Source organism: Microbispora sp. NBC_01389 (assembly GCF_045040095.1).
In the GTDB taxonomy this organism is placed as follows: domain Bacteria; phylum Actinomycetota; class Actinomycetes; order Streptosporangiales; family Streptosporangiaceae; genus Microbispora.
In genome coordinates this window covers 6,502,096-6,524,835 of record NZ_CP109552.1, presented here as the reverse complement: position 1 = coordinate 6,524,835, position 22,740 = coordinate 6,502,096, and the positions used below count along the sequence as shown (strand labels likewise).

Here is a 22,740-nt window from a genome sequence, read left to right as displayed (position 1 = left end):
GGAGGGTCAGGAGAACTCGGCGAGCGTGCGCTCGGCCTCCTCCAGCCAGGAGCGGCGGGCGGCCAGGGCCTCCTCAGTCTCCTTGACGTCCTTGTCCCGGCCCGCCGTCTGGGCCTTGGACAGCCGGGTCTCCAGCTGCTCGATGGACCTGCGGAGCTGGTTGACAGTGTCCTGGGCGCGCGCCCTGGCCTCGGGGTTCGAGCGCTTCCACTCGTTCTCCTCGGCCCTGCGGACGGCCTCGTCGACCTTGCGCAGCCCGCCCTCCAGGCGGTCGCGCTGGTCGCGCGGCACCGGGCCGGCCGCCTCCCACCGCTCCAGGATGCCGCGCAGCGCCGACCGCGCCGAGCGCGCGTCGCCGACCGGGAGCAGCCGCTCGGCCTCGGCCAGCAGCCCCTCCTTGACCTCCGCGTTGGCCGCGAACGAGGCGTCCCGCTCGGCGAACACCGCGGAGCGGGTGTGGAAGAACTCGTCCTGGGCGGCCTTGAAGCGCGTCCACAGCTCGTCCTCGACCTCGCGGGAGGCCCGGCCCGCGGCCTTCCACTGGCTCATCAGCTCCCGGTAGGCCGCCGCGGTGGCGTTCCACTCCGTCGAGCCGGAGAGGGCCTCGGCCTCGTTCACGATGCGTTCCTTGGCGCCCCGCACCGCGTCGCGCTGCTCGTCCAGGGAGGAGAAGTAGGCCTTGCGCCGCTTGGCGAAGGACGTACGGGCCGTGGACAGCCGCTTCCACAGCGCCGCCTCGGTGGCCCGGTCGACCCGCTCGGCCGCCTTCCACTCCTCGACGAGCTGCCGCAGCCGCTCGCCGCCGGACTTCCAGTGGGTCGTCTCGTCGGCGATGCGCTCGGCCTCGGCGACGATGCGCTCCTTGACCTCCCGGGCGTGCACCCGGGCCTGGTCACGGGCCGCCCGCAGCTCCTCGCGCCGCTTGCCGACGAGCTCGGTCAGCGCCGTGAGCCGGTCGTCCAGCGAGGCCAGGTCGCCGACGGCGTGCGCCTCGGAGACCGACTCCCGCAGCTTGGCGATGCTCGACTCGGCCTGGGCGGGGGCGAGGTCGGTGCCGCGCACCCGCTGCTCCAGCAACTGGACCTGGCCGGCCAGCTCGTCGAACTTGCGGCGGTAATAGGCCAGCGCCTCCTCCGGCTCGCCGGCCTGCCAGGACCCGACGGCCCGTTCTCCCTCAGCCGTACGCACGTAGACGGTGCCGTCCTCGTCTACCCGGCCCCACGGGTCGGTGCTCACCGTGTCCTCCCGCACTTGAATCAGCCTCCAGGGCGCGATGTGCCCTTGGTTGTATTACGTCAGCTCTTGCTGGTGATTGTCACGTCTTTGATGACTACGGGCTGCTTCGGGGCTCCGGTGCCGTCGCCGGTGGCACCGGCGATCACGCCCTTCTTGGCCACCTTGTCCAGGATTTCGAGTCCTGTGGTCACGGTACCGAAAGGCGTGTAGTCGGGCGACAGCCCGGTGTCCCCGAAGACGATGAAGAACTGGCTGCCGTTGGTGTTCGGCCCGCTGTTCGCCATCGCGAGCACGCCGCGCGTGTACTTGGCGCCCGCCAGGTTCTCGTTGGCGAAGCGGTAGCCGGGACCGCCCTGGCCGTCGGTCGCGTTCTTCCCGTCGGCCTTGGCCAGCGGGTCGCCGCACTGCAGGATCGGGAAGTCCGTGCCCATCCGGTGGCACCTGGTGTCGTCGAAGTAGTCCTTCGACGCCAGGTACTTGAACGAGTTGACCGTGCACGGCGCCTTGGCGCTGTCCAGCGTGGCGACGATGGGACCGAGATTGGTGCTGATGGTCATCGTCGCCGGGGCGGTGCTCACCTTCTCCGGCGGCACGCCGACGTCCTTGACCTGGCCGTTGCCCTTGTCGGCCACGTACCCGCAGGTGCCGGTGGCCGGATCGTACGGCTTCGGGTCGTTCGCGAGAGCGCTGGCGCTCGGCGCGGCGGAGGCGGCGGGATCGGCTTTGTCGTCACCGCCGAGGAGGGTCGTCGCCGCCACGACGCCGCCGATCACGACCACCACCGCCGTGGTGGTGCCGATGATCGCGTTGCGCCGCGCCTTCTGCTCGCGCTCCACGCGCGTCTGCATCTGCCGCTGGTAGTGCTCCCGGGCCAGTTGCTTCTGCCGGTCCTTGCCGGTGACCACTTCGACCTCCCGACTCGTCGTGTTTCCCATGGTCGTACGCCCGGACGCGGTCGCGCCCGATTGGCCGCCCGCGCCGGAGGGGTCCTCCGGAGCGGTGGCCCGTTCTATAGCATCCGGCTCGACTGCTCCAAGAATGACTATTGAGGTGGGCGAATCGTATCGGCTGACAGGTATCGGTTCGCAGCCTGCCGACCCGCACCGGTACCCTTCGGTTACATTCGCTCGCGCAATCCTTGATTGATCCGTAGAGACGCAGAGGCCGCTTCCGTGCTCGTCGCCGGGTTTCCCGCAGGGTCGTTCCAGACCAACTGTTACGTCGTCGCTCCCGCAGCAGGCGAGGAGTGCGTGGTCATCGACCCAGGTCAGGACGCTGTCGGGGACCTCGACGCGCTGCTCGGCGAGCACCGGCTGAAGCCGGTCGCGGTGCTGCTCACCCACGGCCACATCGACCACGTGTGGTCCGTGGCCCCGGTGTGCGGCGCCCGCGACGTGCCCGCGTGGATCCATCCGGACGACCGCGACCTGCTGTCGGACCCGGCGAAGGGATTTCCGCCGCAGGCCGGTGGGGTGTTCGGCGGCCTGAAACTTTCCGAGCCCGACGACGTGCGCGAGCTGTCCGACGGCGCCGTGCTGAGCCTGGCGGGGCTGGAGCTGACGGTCGAGCACCGGCCCGGCCATACCAGGGGGTCGGTGACGTTCCGGGCGCCCGCCGAGGACATCCAGGTCCTGTTCGCGGGCGACCTGCTCTTCGCCGGCTCCATCGGCCGCACGGACCTGCCCGGCGGCGACCACGCCGCCATGCTGCGCAGCCTCTCCAGGACGCTGACGCTGCCGGACGAGACCTTGGTCCTGCCCGGCCACGGACCTCAGACGACAATCGGCCGCGAGCGCGCGACCAACCCCTTCCTCGGGGACGTCGCGCCGCCCGCAGGCCCGACCAGGGGATTGTGATGACGTTTCAGGCGCCGAAGGGCACCTTCGACTGGATGCCCCCGCGCTCGGAGTGGGCTCTCACCGTGCGGGACGCGCTGTCCGCGCCGGCCCGCCGCGCCGGCTACGGCTACATCGAGACGCCGGCCTTCGAGGACACCGCGCTGTTCTCCCGCGGCGTCGGCGAGTCGACCGACATCGTCACCAAGGAGATGTACACGTTCACCAGCCGGGGCGGCCAGTCGCTGACGCTGCGCCCGGAGGGCACGGCGAGCGTGATGCGGGCCGTGCTCGAACACGGCCTGTACGGCGGCCCGCTGCCGATCAAGCTCTGGTACTCCGGCAGCTACTTCCGCTACGAGCGGGCCCAGGCCGGCCGCTACCGCCACTTCTCCCAGGTGGGAGCCGAGGCGCTGGGATCGGAGGACCCGGCCCTCGACGCCGAGCTGATCGTCCTGGCGATGGACGGCTACGCCTCGCTCGGCCTGCGCCGGGTCCGGCTGCTGCTCAACTCGCTGGGCTGCAAGGAGTGCCGCCCCGCCTACCGCGCCGCGCTGCAGGACTTCCTGCGCGGGCTCGACCTCGACGAGGCCACCCGCGACCGGATCGAGATCAACCCGCTGCGCGTGCTCGACGACAAGCGCCCGGAGGTGCGGGCGCGGCTCACGGGCGCGCCGCTGGTCACCGACCACCTGTGCGGGGCCTGCAAGGCCTACCACGAGGAGGTCAGGGGGCTGCTGACGGCCGCCGGGGTGGCCTACGAGGACGACCCCCGGCTCGTCCGCGGCCTCGACTACTACACCCGTACGACCTTCGAGTTCCTGCACGACGGGCTGGGCGCGCAGTCGGCGGTCGGTGGGGGAGGGCGTTACGACGGCCTGAGCGAGCAGATCGGCGGTCCCGCGCTGCCCAGCGTCGGCTGGGCCCTCGGGGTCGACCGCACGGTGCTCGCGATGGAGGCGGAGGGGCTGCTGACCGAGCGGCCGCGCGCCCTCGGCGTGTTCGCCGTCCCGCTCGGCGAGGAGGCGAGACGGCGGGTCTTCCCGCTGGTCGGCGAGCTGCGCCGGGCCGGTCTCGCGGCCGACATGGCCTTCGGCGGCCGGGGCGTGAAGGGCGCGATGAAGGCCGCCGACCGCAGCGGCGCGCGCTACGCGCTCATTCTCGGCGACCGGGACATCGAGGCGGGAACCGCGCAGGTGAAGGACCTGACCACAGCCGACCAGACCGCGGTCCCGCTCGCGGAGGTCGTCGAATTCTTGAAGGGGAAACTCTCGTGATCCGCACCCATGAGGCAGGCACGCTCCGCAGGGAGCACGCGGGCCACACGGTGACGCTGGCCGGCTGGGTGGCGCGCCGGCGCGACCACGGCGGCGTGGTGTTCATCGACCTGCGCGACGCCTCCGGCTCCGCCCAGGTGGTCTTCCGCGAGGAGGACCACGCCCACGACCTGCGCGCGGAGTACTGCGTCAAGGTCACGGGGGAGGTCCGCACGCGCCCGGAGGGCAACGAGAACCCCGATCTGCCCACGGGTGAGATCGAGGTCGTCGCCTCCGAGGTGGAGGTGCTGAGCGAGTCCGCGCCGCTGCCGTTCCCGATCGAGGGCGGCTCGGGGGTGTCGGAGGAGGCGCGGCTGAGGTACCGCTACCTCGACATCCGCCGCCAGCAGATCGCCCACGCGCTGCGCGTCCGGTCGCAGGCGACCTACCTCGCCAACGAGGTCATGCGCGAGCACGGCTTCGTCTACGTCGAGACGCCCGCCCTGACCCGCTCCACGCCCGAGGGCGCCCGCGACTTCCTGGTGCCCGTACGGCTCCAGCCGGGCAGCTGGTACGCCCTGCCGCAGTCGCCGCAGCTGTTCAAGCAGCTCCTCATGGTCTCCGGCCTGGAGCGCTACTACCAGCTCGCCCGGTGCTTCCGCGACGAGGACCTGCGGGCCGACCGGCAGCCGGAGTTCACCCAGATCGACATCGAGATGTCGTTCGTCGACCAGGACGACGTGATCGCCCTGGGCGAGGCCCTGATCGGGCGCATCTGGAAGGAGACGCTCGGCTACGAGCTGCCCCTCCCGCTGCCGCGGATGACGTACGCCGAGGCGATGGCGCGGTACGGCTCGGACAAGCCCGACCTGCGCTTCGGGGTCGAGCTGACCGACCTCACCGGCTACTTCGCGGACACCACGTTCCGGGTCTTCCAGGCGCCGTACGTGGGGGCGGTCGTGATGCCCGGCGGCGCCTCGCAGACCCGGCGGGAGCTGGACGCCTGGCAGGAGTGGGCCAAGTCGCGCGGGGCGCGCGGCCTCGCGTACGTGCTGGTGCAGGAGGACGGCACCCTCGGCGGCCCGGTGGCGAAGAACCTCTCGGAGACCGAGCTGGCCGGCCTCGCCGGGCGGACCGGGGCCCGGCCGGGCGACGCGATCTTCTTCGCCGCGGGCGCGCCCGCGGCCGCCCGCGACCTGCTCGGCGCGGCCCGGCTGGAGATCGGCCGCCGCTGCGGCCTGATCGACGAGTCGCGGTGGTCGTTCCTGTGGATCGTGGACGCGCCGATGTTCGAGCCGGTGTCCGACGAGAAGGGCGGAGAGGGCGGCTGGACCCCGGTCCACCACCCGTTCACCGCGCCCAAGCCGGAGTGGGCCGAGAACTTCCAGGACCATCCCGGGGAGGCGCTCGCCTACGCCTACGACATGGTCTGCAACGGCATGGAGATCGGCGGCGGCTCGATCCGTATCCACCGGGCCGAGATGCAGCAGCGCGTCTTCGACGTGCTCGGCATCTCCAAGGAGGAGGCCGAGAGCAAGTTCGGCTGGCTGCTGGAGGCGTTCAAGTACGGCCCGCCGCCGCACGGCGGCATCGCCTACGGCTGGGACCGGGTCTGCATGCTGCTGGCGGGCGGCGAGTCGATCCGCGACGTGATCGCCTTCCCGAAGACGGCCTCCGGCTACGACCCGCTGACCGGCGCGCCCACCCCGATCACGGGGGAGCAGCGCAAGGAGGCCGGCGTGGACGCCGCGCCGAAGGGCGACCGGCCCGGCGCCGGCGCGGCTTCCCGCTCGTGAACGGGTAGCACCGAGCCGGGCGGCTCCGCCCCGCCGGCACGGGAACGGCCCGCGATCATGAGATCGCGGGCCGTTTCCGATCCGGGCGGATCAGGACACGACGACGTCCCTGATCCGGACCTTGATCTTGGGGGCGTTGGAGCCGCCGTCGTCACTGGTGATGTCGACGCCGTCCTTGGCCGTGTTGACCCCACCCTTGGCGATCTTGTCGACGATCTCCAGGCCCTTGCTGACGATGCCGAACGGCGTGTACGCCTGGGGCAGCTGCGCGTTCTCGTCCGTGTAGGAGATGACGAACTGGCTGCCGTTGGAGTTCGACGCGTCACCTGGCTGGGCCATGAAGACGACGCCCCGGCTGTACTGCGGCCCGATGTTCTCGTCGTCGAACAGGTAGCCCGGCCCGCCGGTGCCGTCGGTCGGGTTCTCGCCGTCCCCCTTGGCCTGCGGGTCCCCGCACTGCAGGAGGCCGAGGCCGTTCGTCTCGACCGTCGTGAGCCGGTGGCAGACGGTGTTGTCGAAGAAGTTCTTCTTCGCCAGGAAGGCGAACGAGTTCACCGTGCACGGCGCGTCGCCGGTGGCGAGGTCGATGACGATGTTCCCCAGGTTGGTCCTGATCGTCATCTTGGACGCCTTGATGACCGCCCTGTTCAGCTTCTTGGGCGGGAAGCCCACGAACTTCGCCGGGCTGCCCGTGTCGTCCTTGCGATACTCACAGCTGACCTGACGCAGGTCGGTGGGCTTGGCGGACGGCGTCGCCGCCGGCAACTCGGACGGGACCGCGGAGGGGCCCGTCGAGGGGCCCGCCGAGGCGGAGGCCGAGGGGGTCGCCCCGGCCGCTTCCTTGGCCGAGCCGTCACTGCAGGCTGCCAGGCCGCCCACGAGCGCGAGAACCCCCAGTCCGGCGCCGAGGGTGCTCCCCAGGCGACGGCGGGGGGTGGTGGTGCGCCCGGTCGTGCTCACGCGCGAAGCCGGCTGCTTCTGCCGATCAGTGTCGGTCACCGCTATGCCTTCCATTTCCCCTTTTGTTATTACGCTGGGTCACTCTATCCGCGATCCCGTCGGGTTCGTGTAAAACAGTCGTCGCATGGGTATCACCGGTGTTTGCGCTCATCTAGCTCTCAGAACCGCCTGAGAACCTCCTGACGAACCAAACCCGGACCACGCGCCCGGCCCCCTCGTCTCAGGAGTGACGACCACGATGTTCGACCAGATCTTCGGACTTCCCGTCCACGCCCTCGTCGTCCACGCCGCGGTGATCTTCGCGCCGCTGCTCGCGGCGCTGGCGATCGCGTACGCCGTCCTGCCCCGCGTGCGGCATCGGCTCGACTGGGCGCTGGTCGCGACGGCGCTGGCGGCGCTGGTCTCGGTGTTCGCGGCCAAGGAGAGCGGCGAGCGGCTGGAGCACCGGATGTTCCAGGGCGGGGCCCCCGAGGCGATCGAGGTCCACTCGGGGCTCGCCGAGATCCTCCTGCCGGTGACCGCGCTGCTGACCGTCGTCGCCCTGGCGCTGGTGTGGCTCACCCGGGCGCGCCGGGCCCCGGGGGGGACGGGCCCGCGCGCGGCCGTCCTGGTCGCGTCGGCCGTCGTCGTCATCCTCGCCGTGGCCGTCGGCTACTACGCCGTACGCACCGGGCACACCGGCGCGACGGCCGTGTGGGGCGCCTGACGGTAGTGTCGGCGGCGTGGAGAGCCTGTTCGATTCGGCGGCCGAGGAGGCGCACCGCGGCCAGGAGCCGCTCGCCGTGCGGATGCGGCCGCGCTCGCTGGAGGAGGTGATCGGCCAGCGGCACCTGCTCGGCCCCGGCACCCCGCTGCGCCGCCTGGTGGAGAGCGACGCCCCGATGTCGCTCTTCCTGTGGGGGCCGCCCGGCACCGGCAAGACCACGCTGGCCTACGTCGTCGCGGGCGCCACCAAGCGGAGGTTCGTCGAGGTCTCGGCCGTCTCGGCCGGGGTCAAGGACGTGCGCGCCGCCATCGACCAGGCCCGCCGCGACCTCGGCATGACGGGCAGGCAGACCGTGCTGTTCGTCGACGAGGTCCACCGCTTCAACAAGGCGCAGCAGGACGCGCTGCTGCCGGCGGTGGAGAACCGCTGGGTGACGTTCATCGGCGCGACCACCGAGAACCCCTTCTTCTCGGTCATCTCGCCGCTGCTGTCCCGCTCGCTGCTGCTCACCCTCGAACCGCTGGCCGACGACGACGTGCGCGCCGTGCTGGAGCGCGCGGTGACCGACCCGCGCGGCCTCGGCGGGCGGGTCGCGGTGCGGCCCGGCGCCCTCGACCAGCTCGTACGGCTGGCCGGCGGCGACGCGCGGCGCTCGCTGACCTACCTGGAGGCGGCGGCGATGCTGGTCGGCGACGCCCCACCGGACGCCGCGCCGGACGCCACGCCCGCGGTCACGGTCGAGGTCGTCGAGCGGGCCGTGGACAGGGCCGCCGTGCGCTACGACCGGCAGGGCGACCAGCACTACGACGTGACCAGCGCGTTCATCAAGAGCATGCGCGGCTCGGACGCCGACGCGGCCCTGCACTACCTCGCCCGGATGGTCGAGGCGGGGGAGGACCCGCGGTTCATCGCCCGCCGGATCGTGATCTTCGCGAGCGAGGACGTGGGGATGGCCGACCCCACGTGCCTGCAGGTCGCGGTGGCCGCCGCCCAGGCGGTGGACTTCATCGGCCTGCCCGAGGGCAGGATCAACCTCGCGCAGGCCGTCATCCACTGCGCGCTGGCGCCCAAGTCCAACGCGGTCGTCAAGGCCATCGGCGCCGCCTCCGACGACGTGCGGCGCGGCCTCGTCGGCCGGGTCCCCGGCCACCTGCGCGACGCCCACTACCCCGGCGCGCGGACGCTCGGCCACGGCAAGGGCTACCAGTATCCGCACGACTTCGAGCACGGCCTCGTCCGCCAGGACTACGCGCCGGAGGAACTGCGCGAGCGCCGCTACTACGAACCGACCTCCCACGGCGCGGAGGCGCGGTTCGCCGAGCGCTGGGCGAAGATCAGGGCCTTCCTGCGCGGAGACTGAGCGCCACCGGGCGCAGCCCCACGATGTGTGCCGCGGGTGTGACCTGGCGGGTGCGGCGCGCGTGCCGCGTGTGCGCCGCGGAACGGCGGGCAGGGCGTTCGCGATAGGGTCTTGCCATTCCAGCTCCGGTGATCCAGGGAGATCGGCACATGCTTACCGCGGGAGAGCTGGCGGGCCTCGTGGTCGCCATTTTCTGGGTGATCCTGGTCTGCTTCATGGTCGTCGTGCTGGTCAGGCTGGCCAGGCTGCTGACCGAGACCCGCAGGTCGGTGGCCGAGCTGAGCGACCGCCTCGGGCCGCTCCTCGACGACATGAGCCAGACCGTCACCGAGGCGAACCGGCGGCTGGTCGCGGCCGAGACGATCTCGGACAACATGCGCGACGTCAGCGGCAACATGGTGAAGATCACCGGGGTGGCGTCCACTCTGTTCGCCGGCCCGGTGCTCAGGATCGCCGCCTTCCGCGACGGCTTCCGCCTCGCGCTGGCCCGCCGCGCGGCCCGCAGGGCCCCGGCCCGGAGGGTGGCCCGCGGCGGTCCCCGCACCGGTGGCAGGATCAGGGAGCGGCACGCCGCCGAGCGCGTGGCCGAGCCGCGTGCCGTCGGAAGGGGGCGCGGATGATCCGCCGTCTCCTCTACATGTCCCTCGGCGCGTACCTCGCGGTCTGGGCCATGCGTAAGCTTCAGTCATTGCGGCCCGACCACGTGGCCAGGCGCACCGTCGGCCGCGCGGCGGCCCTTGCGGACCAGCTCAGGGACTTCACCGGCGAGGTGCGCCACCTGTCGGCGAGCAGGGAAACCCAGTTGCGCGCCGAGCTCGGGCTGGACACCGTTGATGACACCACTACCGGCAACAACAGAATCTACGACGTAAAGGATGGCCGCTGAGATGGAGTCGGCAGAGATCGCGCGCCGCTTCCTGCGCTTCTTCGAGGAGCGCGGGCACACAGTCGTGCCCTCGGCCAGCCTGGTCGCCGAGGACCCGACGCTGCTTCTGGTGAACGCGGGGATGGTCCCGTTCAAGCCCTACTTCCTGGCGCAGCAGACGCCGCCGTTCCGGCGGGCGACCAGCGCCCAGAAGGTCATGCGCACCCTCGACATCGACGAGGTCGGCAAGACCACCCGCCACGCCAGCTTCTTCCAGATGCTCGGCAACTTCTCCTTCGGCGACTACTTCAAGGAGCAGGCGATCCCGTTCGCCTGGGAGCTGCTGACCCGGCCCGAGTCCGAGGGCGGCTTCGGCTTCCCCGAGGACCGCCTGTGGGCGACCGTCTACCTGGACGACGACGAGGCCCAGGACATCTGGCACCGCAAGGTGGGGCTGCCGCTCGACCGCATCCAGCGCCGCGACCTCGCCGACAACTACTGGCACATGGGCGTGCCCGGCCCCGGCGGGCCGTGCTCGGAGATCTACTACGACCGCGGCCCCGAGTACGGCCGCGAGGGCGGGCCGATCGCCGACGAGAACCGCTTCCTCGAGGTCTGGAACCTCGTCTTCATGCAGTTCCAGCTCAGCAAGGTCCGCAACAAGGTCGACTTCGACGTGGCGGGCGAGCTGCCGGCCAAGAACATCGACACCGGCATGGGCCTGGAGCGTATGGCCGCGATCCTGCAGGGCGTCGACAACATCTACGAGATCGACACCACGTACAAGATCCTCGACACGGCGGCCGAGCTCACCCGGTCGCGCTACGGGCGCGACAAGCGGGCGGACGTCTCGCTGCGGGTGATCGCCGACCACATGCGGGCGGGCGTCATGCTCGTCGGCGACGGCGTGCTGCCGTCCAACGAGGGCCGCGGCTACGTGCTGCGCCGCATGCTGCGCCGCGCGATCCGCAACCTCCGCCTGCTCGGCGCGGGTGAGGAGCGGCACATGCACGCGCTCACCGCCGTCACCGTCGAGGCCATGGGTCAGCAGTACCCCGAGCTCAAGGCGGACGCCGCCAACATCCACACCGTGATCGACGCCGAGGAGGCGTCGTTCATCGGCACGCTCCGCACCGGTACGGCGATCTTCGACGTCGCGGTGGAGGAGACCAGGCGCAAGGGCGGCGGCACGCTCGGCGGCGAGCAGGCGTTCCAGCTCCACGACACCTACGGCTTCCCGATCGACCTCACCCTGGAGATGGCGGCGGAGCAGGGCCTCCAGGTGGACGAGGAGGGCTTCCGCCGGCTCATGAAGGAGCAGCGGGACCGCGCCAAGGCCGACGCCGCGGCGAAGAAGACCGGCAACGCCGACATCTCCGTCTTCACGACCATCCTGGAGAAGGCCGGGAAGGTCGACTTCCTCGGTTACGACCACACCACCTCCGAGGCCGGCGTGATCGGCCTGCTTGTCGACGGCGCGTCGGTCCCGGCGGCCGGTGCGGGCACCACCCTGGAGGTCGTGCTCGACCGCACCCCGTTCTACGCGGAGGGCGGTGGCCAGCTCGCCGACCACGGACTGATCCGCACCGGCGGCGCCGAGATCGAGATCGTGGACGTCCAGTCGCCGGTGCCGGGCCTGGTCGTGCACCGCGGCAAGGTGCGCACGGGCGAGGTGCGGGTCGGCGACCAGGCGCAGGCGGACATCGACCTGGAGCGGCGCCGGGCGATCTCCCGCAGCCACACTGCGACCCACCTGGTCCACCGCGGGTTCCGCAACGCCCTCGGCGAGTCGGCGGCCCAGGCGGGCTCGGAGAACTCCCCGGGACGCTTCCGCTTCGACTTCACCGCGGCGGGCGCGGTGCCGGCGTCGATGCTGCGCGACGTCGAGGACGAGGTCAACGCCGTCCTGATCGGCGACCTCAAGGTCAACGCGTTCTACACCAGCCAGGCCCAGGCCCGCGCGATGGGCGCGCTCGCCCTGTTCGGCGAGAAGTACGGCGACGAGGTCCGGGTCGTCGAGGTCGGCGACTACTCCCGCGAGCTGTGCGGCGGCACCCACGTGGCCAGCTCCGGCCAGCTCGGCCTGGTGAAGGTGCTGGGCGAGTCGTCCATCGGCGCGGGCGTGCGCCGGGTCGAGGCGCTCGTCGGCCTCGACGCGTTCCGGTTCCTCGCCCGGGAGAGCGTGCTGGTCGCGCAGCTGAGCGAGCAGCTCAAGACCCGCCGCGAGGAGCTGCCCGAGCGGATCGAGGGCATTGTGACCCGGCTCCGCACGGCCGAGAAGGAGCTGGAGAGGCTGCGCTCGGCCCAGGTGCTCGCGGTGGCCGGAGAGCTGGCGGCGCAGGCCCGCGACGTCGGGGGCGTCTCGGTGGTCACGCACCGCGCGCCTGATGGCACCTCCGCCGACGACCTGCGTAAACTCGCCCTCGATGTGCGCGGCAGGTTCCCTGGCGACCGCGCCGCGGTCGTCGTCGTCTCCGGCGTCCCCTCCGACCGGCCGGTCGTCGTCGCCGCGGTCAGCGAGGCGGGACGCGGGCGTGGCCTGAAGGCGGGCCGTCTCGTCGGTGTCGCCGCCAAGGCTCTCGGGGGTGGCGGTGGCGGCAAGGACGACGTGGCGCAGGGCGGTGGCACGCGGCCCGAGGCGATCGGTGACGCGCTTCGCGCGGTCGAGGAGGCCATCTCCTCAGCGGTGGCCTGATCCGCCGATGAGACATGGCGTCAGGATCGGGGTCGACGTCGGCTCCGTCCGCGTCGGCGTGGCCCGCAGCGACCCCTCGGGACTGCTGGCCACGCCGGTGGAGACCGTACGGCGCGGCCGGGGCGACCTCGCGAGGATCGCCGAGATCGCGGCCGAGCACGAGGCGATCGAGATCGTCGTCGGCCTGCCCACCTCGCTGTCGGGCCGCGAGAGCCACGCCGCGGAGGCCGCGCGGGCGTTCGCCGCGCGACTGGCCCGCACGGTCGCGCCGGTCCCGATCCGGCTCGTGGACGAGCGGCTCACGACCGTGGGCGCCCAGCAGCGGCTGCGCTCCAGCGGCGTGAAGGCCCGCGACCAGCGTGACGTGATCGATCAGGCGGCGGCCGTCCTGCTGCTGCAGGCCGCGCTCGACGGTGAGCGGGCCACCGGCAGTCCCCCCGGCAGGCCTCTCGGACCACCGGGCCCCTCCGCGGGGCCGGGTGAGGAAGCGAGCGGCGGGACCGCCCGGTGAGGCGCGCGGCGCTCGTCGCCGGCGGAGGGTTCGCCCTGGTCGCCGCGGCGGTGGCGTACGGCGTGCACGCGGTCGTCGGCCAGCCCGGCAGCCCGCCCGACTACTCCGGCGGCGGTTCGGGGACGGTGACGATCGAGATCACACCGGGGACGAGCGCCGGCGAGGTCGGCCGGACGCTGGCGAAGGCCGGCGTGGTCGCCAGCGCCCAGTCGTTCGTGGAGCAGGTGATCGCCCGATCCAAGGAGAGCGGCCTGCACCCGGGCCGCTACGTCCTGCGGCAGCGCATGTCGGCCTCCGCCGCCCTCGACCTGCTCCTGGCGCCGGCGAGCCGGGTGGTGCGCAGGGTCACCGTGCCTGAGGGGCTGCGCATGGGCGAGGTGCTGCGCGTCCTCGCGGAGGGGACGGGCATCCCGCTGAAGGACTTCACCGAGGCCGCCGGAGAGCCGCGGCGCCTGCGCCTGCCCGCGTACGCCGAGGGCGAGGCCGAGGGGTTCCTGTTCCCGGCCACGTACGAGATAGAGCCGGGGGCGACCGCCGGCGACATGCTCAGGAAGATGGTGGCGCGGTTCCGCCTCGCCGCGAAGAAGGTGGGCCTGGAGGAGCTGGCGCCGCGCCTGCACCTCACGCCCCGGCAGGCGGTGACTGTCGCGAGCATCGTGCAGGCCGAGGGCGGCGTCCCGGCCGATTACCCCAAGATCGCCAGAGTGGTGTACAACCGCTTGGCGCGGGGCGCGAAGCTGGAGATGGACAGCACGGTCAACTACGCGTTGAACCGGCACACCCTGAAGGTCACCGCCGAGGACACGCGCAACGGCTCCGCGTACAACACCTACGCGCGCCCCGGGCTGCCGCCCGGACCCATCGGCAACCCGGGGGAGAGCGCGCTGCTGGCGACGCTCCACCCCGCCGACGGCGCCTGGTACTGGTTCGTGACCACCGATCCTCGTCGTAAAATCACCAAATTCACTGACAAAGAGATGGAGTTCAGGAAATATCGGGAGGAGCTGAACAGGTATCTCGGGACGAACTAGCGGTGCCCCCGGCGCGTCCAGGGCGCCGCCCGGACGGCCCGCGGTAGGCGAACGTCCCCTTGTCCGGACTCATACCCGGACCCGTACCGGACCCCCACCGGACCCCCTCGGTCTGGCACACTCGCTTGACGGGAGGCCTCTCGTACCGAGAGATTGGCCAGCGCACTATGAACGATCTGGACATGGACTTCCTGCTCGGCGCCGAGGACGACGACGGCTCTCCCCGGCGTCGCCCCTCCGGCGGCCGGGCCCAGCAGCGACGCAGCCGCCGGCGCCGCAAGCGGCAGCGGCGCAAGGGCAGGGTCGCCACGCTGTTCGCCTTAGTGATCATCGTCGCGGTCCTCGCGGGTCTCGGCTACCTGGGCTTCACCTGGGCGCGCGGCGTCGTGATCCCCAATGACTTCACCGGCGAGGGGACGGGTGAGGTCGTGGTCGAGATCCAGGAGGGCGAGAGCGCCACCGACGTCGCCCAGATGCTGGAGGAGCAGGGCGTCGTGGCCAGCGCGCGGGCGTTCGTCAACGCCATCGGCGCGGCCGGGAAGAGCTCCTCGCTCCAGCCGGGCCAGTACGCGATGCGCAAGGGCATGTCCGCCGCCTCGGCGCTGACCCTCCTCGACCCGAAGAACCGCGTGCTCAACCGGCTCACCATCCGTGAGGGGCTGCGGCTCAGCAAGATCTTCGAGGAGCTGTCCACCGCCTCGGGCAAGCCGGTCGAGGACTTCAAGAAGGCGGCCCGCGCCGACATCGGCCTCCCCGCGTACGCCAAGGGCCGGCTGGAGGGCTACGCGTTCCCCGCGACGTACGAGATCAACAGCAAGCTCACGCCGCAGCAGATCCTCACCAGCATGGTCGACCGGTTCAACCAGACCGCCGACAAGATCGACCTGGATGGCCAGGCCGGGCAGGTCGGCTTCTCGCCCCGGCAGATCATGATCATCGCCAGCATCGTCCAGGCCGAGTCGGGCAGCGCCGAGGACATGCCCAAGGTGGCCCGCGTCATCTACAACCGGCTGCTGTCGAACCCCCCCATGAAACTGGGCATGGACAGCACGGTCATGTACGGCCTGAACAAGTACGGCATCGCCGCCTCGCACGCGGACCTGACCAGCACCTCGCGCTACAACACCTACAAGTACGCCGGCCTGCCGCCCGGCCCGATCAGTAACCCGGGCGACCACGCGATCGAGGCCGCGCTGCATCCGGCGGACGGCAACTGGCTCTACTTCGTGACGGTCGACCCGAAGCGGGGCATCACCAAGTTCACCGACAAGGAGTCGGAGTTCTGGAAGCTGCGCGACGAGTTCAACAGGAACTACCAGTGAGCGAGACCATCCGCCGGGCCGCCGTCCTGGGCTCGCCCGTCGCCCACTCGCTCTCCCCCGTCCTGCACCGGGCGGCGTACGCGGAGATGGGTCTGGGCGGCTGGCGCTACGACGCGATCGAATGCGCCGAGGACGGGCTCGCCGGCCTGATGGCGGGGCTGGGCCCGGAGTGGGCGGGCCTGTCGCTCACGATGCCGCTCAAGCGCGCCGTGCTCCCGCTGCTCGACACCGTCTCGGATCTCGCCCTGGCGGTCGGCGGCGCCAACACGGTCGTGTTCCGCGACGGCGGGCGGCACGGGGACAACACCGACGTGTACGGCATCGTCGAGGCACTGACCGAGGCGGGCGTGCCCGCGCCGTCCTCGGCGGTCGTCCTCGGCGGCGGCGCCACCGCGGCCTCGGCCCTCGCCGCCCTGCGGGAGACGGGCCTCGCGGAGGCCACCCTGGTCGTGCGCGACCCGGCCCGCGCGGGGGAGACCCTGCGCGTCGCCGAGCGGCTCGGCGTCGCGGTGACCGTGCGCTCCTTCGACGACTTCGACCCCGCGGCCGGCCTGGTCGTCTCCACGCTGCCGTCCGGCGCGGCCGACGCGCTGGCCGAGCGGGTCGCGGCCCGCCTGCCCGACAAGGGGGCCGTGTTCGACGTCGTCTACGCGCCCTGGCCGACGGCGCTGGCCCGGGCCGTACGGGCGCGGGGGCGCACCGTCGTGGGCGGCCTCCCCATGCTGCTGCACCAGGCGGCGCGGCAGGTCGGACTCATGACGGGCCGGACGGACGTGCCGGTCGCCGCGATGCGCGCGGCCGGCGAGGCCGAGGTCGCCCGGCGCGCGGCCTCCTGAGCGCCTTCGGGGGCAGGGCGGCCCAGGCCGGAATACGCCGGGGGCCGCCCGGGTTTGTGGTAAGGTAGGAACTCGATCGGTCCGGCATAAGCTGGACGCGCAAGCGGAGGTCCTCCTCCCACCTGCTCCGCCGAAAGGCGGACGGGTTCAGGATCACACCGGAGTTTTCGGCAGGAGAGCTCAGTGGCCCCGCATGCGTGACGTGCGGGGTTTTCGTTTTTCCCCGCACGGTCGAGACAAGCGGAAGTCCTTTGGAGGTCCCATCAGCACCGAGCCCCGCATCAACGACCGTATTCGTGTGCCCGAGGTCCGCCTCGTCGGCCCGAACGGCGAACAGGTCGGCATCGTCTCCATCGGAGACGCGTTGAAGCTGGCGCAGGAGAGCGATCTCGACCTGGTGGAGGTAGCGGCCACGGCCCGCCCGCCCGTCTGCAAGCTCATGGACTACGGCAAGTTCAAGTACGAGTCGGCCATGAAGGCGCGCGAGGCCCGTCGCAACCAGGCACACACGATCATCAAAGAGATCAAGCTTCGGCCGAAGATCGACCCGCACGACTACGAGACCAAGAAGGGTCACGTCGTGCGCTTCCTCAAGGCCGGCGACAAGGTCAAGGTCACGATCATGTTCCGGGGCCGCGAGCAGTCCCGGCCAGAGCTGGGTTTCCGGCTCCTGCAGCGCCTCGCCGAAGACGTCACCGACCTGGGGTTCGTCGAGTCGCAGCCGAAGCAGGACGGCCGAAACATGATCATGGTGATCGGGCCGCACAAGAAGAAGGCCGAGGCGAGGGCCGAGAAGGCCGCCGCCAAGGCGCACCGGGACGAGGACCTCCCGGCGGAGGAATCCGCGCAGGAGCAGGAGCAGGAGCAGGCCGCCCCGGCGCAGTGACGCCCGCCTGAACCACCGGGCGGGGCGCACGTATCGACACGCGGAATCCGAGACCGGGACGGTCTCGCGGAGCCAGGCAGGCCGCCGGGCTCGGGTTACCGGCCCGGGCCGTCGGCACGGACCAAAGAGGGAGAGACGGCTGAGATGCCGAAGATGAAGACGCACAGCGGTGCGAAGAAGCGGTTCCGGCTCACCGGCACCGGCAAGGTTGTCCGCCGCCGCGCCAACCGGCAGCACCTGTTCGAGCACAAGCCGTCCACCCGTACGCGCCGTCTGGAGGGTGCCGTCGTCATGTCCGACGCCGACACCAAGAAGATCAAGAAGCTGCTCGCAAAGTAGTAACGACCCGGGGAGATAGAACAACATGGCACGCGTGAAGCGGGCGCTCAACGCCAAGAAGAAGCGCCGGGTCGTACTCGAGCGGGCAAGCGGTTACCGGGGGCAGCGGTCGCGCCTCTACCGCAAGGCCAAGGAGCAGATGCTCCACTCGATGACCTATGCGTACCGGGACCGCAAGGACAAGAAGGGCACGTTCCGCCGTCTGTGGATCCAGCGGATCAACGCGGCGGCCCGCGCCAACGGCATGACCTACAACCGGTTCGTCCAGGGCCTGCGCCTCGCGGGCATCGAGGTGGACCGCAAGATCCTCGCGGACCTCGCGGTCAACGACGCCCCGACCTTCGCCACGCTGGTCGAGTCCGCCAAGAAGGCGCTCCCGTCCGACGTGAACGCGCCGGTCGCCTGAGACCTGCTCCGACGAGGGCCCGCCGCCTGCGGTGGGCCCTCATCGACGTCAAGGGGGAATGAGCAGGGATGGCGGAGCTCACCAACATCAGGTCGCCGCGGGTCAAGGCGGCCCGCAGGCTGACCAAACGCGCCTTCCGCGACCGGGACAGGGCGTTCCTCGCCGAGGGGCCGCAGGCGGTCCGCGAGGCGCTCGCGGTCAAGGACGTCACGGCGGAGCTGTTCGCGACGGTCGAGGCCGAGGCGCGGCACGCCGACATCCTGGCGGCCGCCCACGCGGCCGGCGTGCCCGTGCACCGGGCGAGCGGCGAGGTCATGGCCGAGCTGACCCAGACCGTCACTCCGCAGGGGCTGCTGGCCGTGTGCCGGTTCGTGCACGTCCCGCTGGCGGAGGCGGTCACGCCCACGTCCCGGCTGGTGGCGATCCTCGCCCACGTCCGCGACCCCGGCAACGCGGGCACCGTCCTGCGTACGGCCGACGCCGCGGGCGCCGACTCCGTGGTCTTCACCGACGCCTCGGTCGACCCGTACAACGGCAAGTGCGTGCGGGCGAGCGCGGGGAGCCTCTTCCACCTCCCCGTGGTGACCGGCACCTCCGTTGCCGACGCCGTACGGCACGTGCGGGAGGCCGGGCTGCGCGTGCTGGCCGCGGACGGAGCGGGCACCCGGACGCTCGACGAGGTCGCGCTGGACGCGCCCACCGCCTGGCTGTTCGGCAACGAGGCGTGGGGGCTGCCGCCCGAGCTCCTCGCCCTGGCCGACGAGGTCGTCCGCGTCCCGATCTACGGACGGGCCGAGAGCCTCAATCTCGCCACCGCCGCGGCGGTGTGTCTCTACTCTTCCGCGCGTGTTCAGCGGCAGACCTTACAAACCGTGGAAGATCCCACCACCCCCGGCGGCTGAGGCTGCTGCCGCGCCGCGGAAACCCGCTATTGTCGGCGAAGAAGCCGCGCGGGAAGGGGCGGCGCGCGCAGTTCCGGAGCGTCAGGAGGCGGTCTCGTGCGAGGTGACGACACCCCCGGCGGCACCCCTGAAGGGGACGCCGGAGGGCGGGCGCGCATCGACGTCGACGACCTTCCCGACGGCCTCGTCGCCACCGACCCCGACGGGGTGATCCTGATGGTCAACCGGGCGGCGGAGCGGCTGACCGGGGTGACCCGGCGGGCGGCGGTGGGCCGGGTCATCGGCGACGTGCTGCCGCTGCGCGACCAGGACGGCCGCGACTGGTGGAAGTGGCTCGACCCGCACGGCGGGCTGTGCACCCGCAGCCGCCAGCCCGAACGGCCGCTGCACCTGCCCGGACGGCAGGAACTGCTGGTCGCCGCGCGCTTCGTCCGGGAGCCGGAGCGCGGCGGCGAGGTGCGGCGGGTCGTCATCACGCTGCGCGACGCGTCGGCGCGGGCGCGGGTCGAACGCAGCCGCGCCGATCTGGTCTCCACGGTCGCGCACGAGCTGCGCTCTCCGCTGACCAGCGTCAAGGGGTTCACCGCGACCCTGCTGGCGAAGTGGGAGCGGCTGACCGACGCGCAGAGGCTCGTCATGCTGGAGACGGTCAACGCGGACGCCGACCGGGTGACGCGACTGATCACGGAGCTCCTCGACGTCTCGCGGATCGAGTCGGGCCGGTTGGAGATCCACCGGCAGGTCGTGGACGTGCCGGCCCGGGCGCGCCGGATCATCGCCGGCCGGGCGGCCGCGGGGGAGCCGGAGGACCGCTTCCGGCTGGAGGTCCTCGGGGAACTGCCCGAGACGTGGCTCGACCAGGACAAGATCGACCAGGTTCTCGGGAACCTGGTGGAGAACGCGGTGCGCCACGGACGCGGTACCGTGACCGTAGTGGTGGAGCCGGTCGAGTGGGGTGTGGCGGTGTCGGTGCGGGACCAGGGCGAGGGCGTGGCGCCCGAGCTGGTCGGCCGCGTCTTCCGCCAGTTCTGGCGGGGCAACGGCCGCCGCCGCGGCGGCACCGGCCTCGGCCTGTTCATCGTCAAGGGTCTCGTCGAGGCCCACGGCGGCACGATCAGCGTGCAGCGCGCGCCCGGCGGCGGCGCCGAGTTCCGATTTACCTTGCCCACCGGCACCCCCGACTTCGCCTGAGCTTTTCCACAGGCCCTCGCGCGGAGGACGGCCCGGTGGGCTGATCGGACTAGACTCGTTGCCGCTGAGCGCAGGGCGCTCGCAGGCCCCTGGATACGGAGCTCTCTCTTGTCGAACACCTATGACCCGGTCGAGGTGACGCCGCTGCACGCCGACGAGGTCGCGCGGGCACAGGCGGACGCCCTCGCCGCCGTAGCGGCGGCGCGCGACCTCGACGACCTGAAGCAGGCCAGGCTGGCGCACGCGGGCGACCGCTCGCCGATCGCGCTGGCCAACCGTGAGATCGGCGCGCTCCCGCCCGCCGCCCGCGTAGAGGCGGGCAAACGGATCGGCGCCGCGCGCAAGGCGATCGGCGAGGCGCTGGCCGCCCGTCAGGCCGAGTTGGAGGCCGAGCGCGACGCGCGGGTCCTCATCGAGGAGACCGTCGACGTCACGCTGCCGTGGGACCACGCGCCGCGCGGCGCCCGCCACCCGCTCACCACCCTGCAGGAGCGCATCGCCGACGCCTTCGTCGCGATGGGCTACGAGGTGGCCGAGGGGCCCGAACTCGAAGGCGAGTGGTTCAACTTCGACGCGCTGAACATCGCGCCCGACCACCCCGCGAGGTCCGACCACGACACGTTCTTCGTGGAGAGCGTCGAGTCGGGGAAGGTCCTGCGCACCCAGACCTCGCCGGTGCAGATCAGGGCCCTGCTGTCGCGCCCGCTGCCCGTGTACGTGGTGTCGCCGGGCAAGACCTTCCGCACCGACGAGCTCGACGCCACGCACACTCCGGTCTTCCACCAGGTCGAGGGCCTGGCGGTCGACAAGGGCCTGACGATGGCCCATCTGAAGGGCACGCTCGACCGGTTCGCCGAGGTGATGTTCGGGGCCGGCATCACGACCCGCTTCCGGCCGCACTACTTCCCGTTCACCGAGCCGTCGGCCGAGCTCGACCTGCGCTGCTTCGTCTGCCGGGGCTCCTCCGCGGTGCCCGGCAACCCGCCCTGCCGCACCTGCAAGTCGGAGGGCTGGATCGAGTGGGGCGGCTGCGGGATGGTCAACCCGCGCGTGCTGATCGCCTGCGGCGCCGACCCCGCCGTCTACTCCGGGTTCGCCTTCGGCATGGGCGTGGAGCGGACGCTGATGTTCCGCCACAACGCCGAGGACATGCGTGACATGGTCGAGGGCGACATCCGGTTCACCCTGCCGTTCGGGATGGAGGTCTGATGAAGGTCCCGCTTTCATGGCTGCGGGAGTACGTCGATCTCCCCGCGGTCACCGCGCAGGAGGTGGCCGACAGGCTCACCGCCGCCGGCCTCAAGCTTGAGGCCATCCACTCGCACGGCCACGAGATCAAGAACATCGTGGTCGGCCGGGTCCTCGAGATCGAGGAGCTGACCGGGTTCAAGAAGCCCATCCGGCACTGCCGGGTCGAGGTCGGCGAGGCCACGCCGCGCGAGATCGTCTGCGGCGCGACGAACTTCTCCGAGGGCGCGGTGGTCCCGGTCGCGCTGCCCGGCGCGGTGCTGCCCGGCGGTTTCGAGATCGGGTCCCGCAAGACGTACGGGCGGCTGTCGGACGGCATGATCTGCTCGGAGGCCGAGCTCGGCGTCGCCGAGTCGTCCCCGGGCATCCTGCTGCTGCCGCAGGACACCCCGATCGGCGCGGACGTCGTCGAGCTGCTCGGCCTGCGTGACGACGTGCTCGAACTGGAGGTCGCGACCGACCGGGGCTACGCCCTGTCGATCCGGGGCGTCGCCCGCGAGGCGGCGACCGCCTTCGGTGTGCCGTTCCGCGACCCCGCCGCGATCGAGACGCCGGACGGCGGGGGCGAGTCCTGGCCGGCGTCGATCGGCGACCCGACCGCCTGCGACCGGTTCGTGCTGCGCTCGGTGACCGGGTTCGACCCCGCCGCCGAGTCGCCGCTGTGGATGCGGGTGCGGCTGGCCCGCGCCGGCATGCGCTCGGTCTCGCTCGCCGTCGACGTCACCAACTACGTGATGCTGGAGCTCGGCCAGCCCCTGCACGCCTTCGACCGGTCGCGCCTGTCCGGCCCGATCGTCGTACGGCGGGCCCGTCCGGGGGAGACGCTGGAGACGCTCGACCACGTGGTGCGGACGCTCCACGAGGAGGACATCCTCATCACCGACGACTCGGGCCCGATCTCGATGGCGGGCACGATGGGCGGCCTGCACACGGAGATCTCCGGGACCTCGACCGACATCGTGATCGAGGCGGCCCACTTCTCCGCCACCGGCATCGCCCGGGAGTCGCGGCGGCACAACCTGGTGAGCGAGGCGTCCAAGCGGTTCGAGCGCGGCGTCGACCGGGAGCTGCCGCCGGCCGCGTCCTGGCGCGCCGTGCGGCTCCTCGCCGAGCTGGGCGGGGCCGTCGCAGACCCCGGCGTGACGCACGCGCAGGTGGACGTCGCCCCGGTGCGGATCACGATCCCGGCCGGCCATCCCGACCGCGTCGCGGGCGTGACCTACGGGCGGGAGACGGTGATCCGCCGGCTGGAGCAGGTCGGCTGCGTGGTGACCGAGGGCGCCGCCGCCTCCCCCCAGATCGGCGGCCCGGGCGGTGGCCCGAGCGGCGGCCCGAGCGGTGGCCCGAGCGGCGGCCAGG

The 22,740-nt window shown here is 71.9% G+C and carries 21 protein-coding genes and 1 pseudogene; 19 read left to right on the top strand and 3 right to left on the bottom strand.

Annotation, left to right across the window (positions count from 1 at the left end):
• Positions 1-6: 6 nt before the first annotated feature.
• Both OG344_RS28780 and OG344_RS28775 read right to left on the bottom strand, forming a co-directional pair.
• Positions 7-1,236, bottom strand: coding sequence for a DUF349 domain-containing protein (locus OG344_RS28780; protein WP_405085761.1), 1,230 nt, complete (start codon positions 1,234-1,236; stop codon positions 7-9).
• Positions 1,237-1,295: 59 nt separating this feature from the next.
• Positions 1,296-2,141: a peptidylprolyl isomerase gene (locus OG344_RS28775; RefSeq protein WP_405085760.1), complete on the bottom strand. Its 846-nt coding sequence runs from the start codon at positions 2,139-2,141 to the stop codon at positions 1,296-1,298.
• 267 nt (positions 2,142-2,408) lie between these two features.
• Here OG344_RS28775 and OG344_RS28770 point away from each other — a divergent pair, with 267 nt between their 5' ends.
• Genes OG344_RS28770 through aspS form a run of 3 tightly spaced genes read left to right on the top strand, consistent with a single transcriptional unit; the run spans position 2,409 to position 6,123 of the window.
• Positions 2,409-3,092 (top strand): MBL fold metallo-hydrolase, encoded by a 684-nt coding sequence (locus tag OG344_RS28770; RefSeq protein ID WP_327049400.1) that lies wholly within the window; start codon positions 2,409-2,411, stop codon positions 3,090-3,092.
• Positions 3,092-4,348, top strand: a complete 1,257-nt coding sequence (hisS, locus tag OG344_RS28765; RefSeq protein ID WP_405085759.1) for a histidine--tRNA ligase — start codon at positions 3,092-3,094, stop codon at positions 4,346-4,348. Before OG344_RS28770 ends, hisS begins: the two co-directional genes overlap by 1 nt.
• Entirely contained in the window at positions 4,345-6,123 is a 1,779-nt protein-coding gene (aspS, locus tag OG344_RS28760; RefSeq protein ID WP_405085758.1) for an aspartate--tRNA ligase, read from the top strand. The genes hisS and aspS overlap by 4 nt, the downstream gene beginning before the upstream one ends.
• Before the next feature lie 90 nt (positions 6,124-6,213).
• On the opposite strand, the gene OG344_RS28755 is transcribed toward aspS, so the two are convergent.
• Positions 6,214-7,122 carry a peptidylprolyl isomerase gene (locus OG344_RS28755; RefSeq protein WP_405085757.1) on the bottom strand — a complete coding sequence of 303 codons (909 nt, stop codon included), beginning with the start codon at positions 7,120-7,122 and terminating at the stop codon, positions 6,214-6,216.
• 187 nt (positions 7,123-7,309) lie between these two features.
• On the opposite strand from OG344_RS28755, the gene OG344_RS28750 reads away from it, so the two are divergent.
• From OG344_RS28750 to OG344_RS28675, 16 genes and pseudogenes are all read left to right on the top strand, one after another.
• Positions 7,310-7,789: a hypothetical protein gene (locus OG344_RS28750; RefSeq protein WP_405085756.1), complete on the top strand. Its 480-nt coding sequence runs from the start codon at positions 7,310-7,312 to the stop codon at positions 7,787-7,789.
• Between the two features lie 16 nt (positions 7,790-7,805).
• Complete coding sequence (locus tag OG344_RS28745) at positions 7,806-9,149, top strand: replication-associated recombination protein A (protein ID WP_405085755.1); 1,344 nt, start codon at positions 7,806-7,808, stop codon at positions 9,147-9,149.
• Positions 9,150-9,298: 149 nt separating this feature from the next.
• Positions 9,299-9,769 carry a DUF948 domain-containing protein gene (locus tag OG344_RS28740; RefSeq protein WP_405085754.1) on the top strand — a complete coding sequence of 157 codons (471 nt, stop codon included), beginning with the start codon at positions 9,299-9,301 and terminating at the stop codon, positions 9,767-9,769.
• Positions 9,766-10,035: a hypothetical protein gene (locus tag OG344_RS28735; protein WP_405085753.1), complete on the top strand. Its 270-nt coding sequence runs from the start codon at positions 9,766-9,768 to the stop codon at positions 10,033-10,035. Before OG344_RS28740 ends, OG344_RS28735 begins: the two co-directional genes overlap by 4 nt.
• A 1-nt stretch (position 10,036) precedes the next feature.
• Positions 10,037-12,709 (top strand): alanine--tRNA ligase, encoded by a 2,673-nt coding sequence (gene alaS / locus OG344_RS28730; protein ID WP_405089190.1) that lies wholly within the window; start codon positions 10,037-10,039, stop codon positions 12,707-12,709.
• A gap of 7 nt (positions 12,710-12,716) precedes the next feature.
• Positions 12,717-13,220: a Holliday junction resolvase RuvX gene (ruvX, locus tag OG344_RS28725; RefSeq protein WP_405085752.1), complete on the top strand. Its 504-nt coding sequence runs from the start codon at positions 12,717-12,719 to the stop codon at positions 13,218-13,220.
• Positions 13,217-14,251: an endolytic transglycosylase MltG gene (gene mltG, locus OG344_RS28720; RefSeq protein WP_405085751.1), complete on the top strand. Its 1,035-nt coding sequence runs from the start codon at positions 13,217-13,219 to the stop codon at positions 14,249-14,251. The genes ruvX and mltG (OG344_RS28720) overlap by 4 nt, the downstream gene beginning before the upstream one ends.
• 167 nt (positions 14,252-14,418) lie before the next feature.
• Positions 14,419-15,573, top strand: coding sequence for an endolytic transglycosylase MltG (mltG, locus tag OG344_RS28715; RefSeq protein ID WP_405085750.1), 1,155 nt, complete (start codon positions 14,419-14,421; stop codon positions 15,571-15,573).
• Complete coding sequence (locus tag OG344_RS28710; protein WP_405085749.1) at positions 15,570-16,409, top strand: shikimate dehydrogenase; 840 nt, start codon at positions 15,570-15,572, stop codon at positions 16,407-16,409. The genes mltG (OG344_RS28715) and OG344_RS28710 overlap by 4 nt, the downstream gene beginning before the upstream one ends.
• A gap of 262 nt (positions 16,410-16,671) precedes the next feature.
• Complete coding sequence (gene infC, locus OG344_RS28705) at positions 16,672-17,295, top strand: translation initiation factor IF-3 (RefSeq protein WP_405089189.1); 624 nt, start codon at positions 16,672-16,674, stop codon at positions 17,293-17,295.
• 144 nt (positions 17,296-17,439) lie between these two features.
• Positions 17,440-17,634 carry a 50S ribosomal protein L35 gene (gene rpmI, locus OG344_RS28700; protein WP_150938654.1) on the top strand — a complete coding sequence of 65 codons (195 nt, stop codon included), beginning with the start codon at positions 17,440-17,442 and terminating at the stop codon, positions 17,632-17,634.
• Positions 17,635-17,659: 25 nt separating this feature from the next.
• The gene (rplT, locus tag OG344_RS28695) at positions 17,660-18,040 is read left to right on the top strand and encodes a 50S ribosomal protein L20 (RefSeq protein ID WP_117408920.1); all 381 of its coding nucleotides are present in this window, start codon (positions 17,660-17,662) and stop codon (positions 18,038-18,040) included.
• Positions 18,041-18,108: 68 nt separating this feature from the next.
• A complete protein-coding gene (locus tag OG344_RS28690; protein WP_405085748.1) occupies positions 18,109-18,942 on the top strand; it encodes a TrmH family RNA methyltransferase in 834 nt (277 codons plus the stop codon).
• Between the two features lie 96 nt (positions 18,943-19,038).
• Complete coding sequence (locus OG344_RS28685) at positions 19,039-20,133, top strand: ATP-binding protein (protein ID WP_405085747.1); 1,095 nt, start codon at positions 19,039-19,041, stop codon at positions 20,131-20,133.
• Between the two features lie 108 nt (positions 20,134-20,241).
• The gene (gene pheS, locus OG344_RS28680) at positions 20,242-21,342 is read left to right on the top strand and encodes a phenylalanine--tRNA ligase subunit alpha (RefSeq protein ID WP_327046356.1); all 1,101 of its coding nucleotides are present in this window, start codon (positions 20,242-20,244) and stop codon (positions 21,340-21,342) included.
• Positions 21,342-22,661, top strand: a pseudogene (locus tag OG344_RS28675) (phenylalanine--tRNA ligase subunit beta); the annotation flags it as partial. The gene pheS and the pseudogene OG344_RS28675, both read left to right, overlap by 1 nt.
• Positions 22,662-22,740 lie beyond the last annotated feature (79 nt).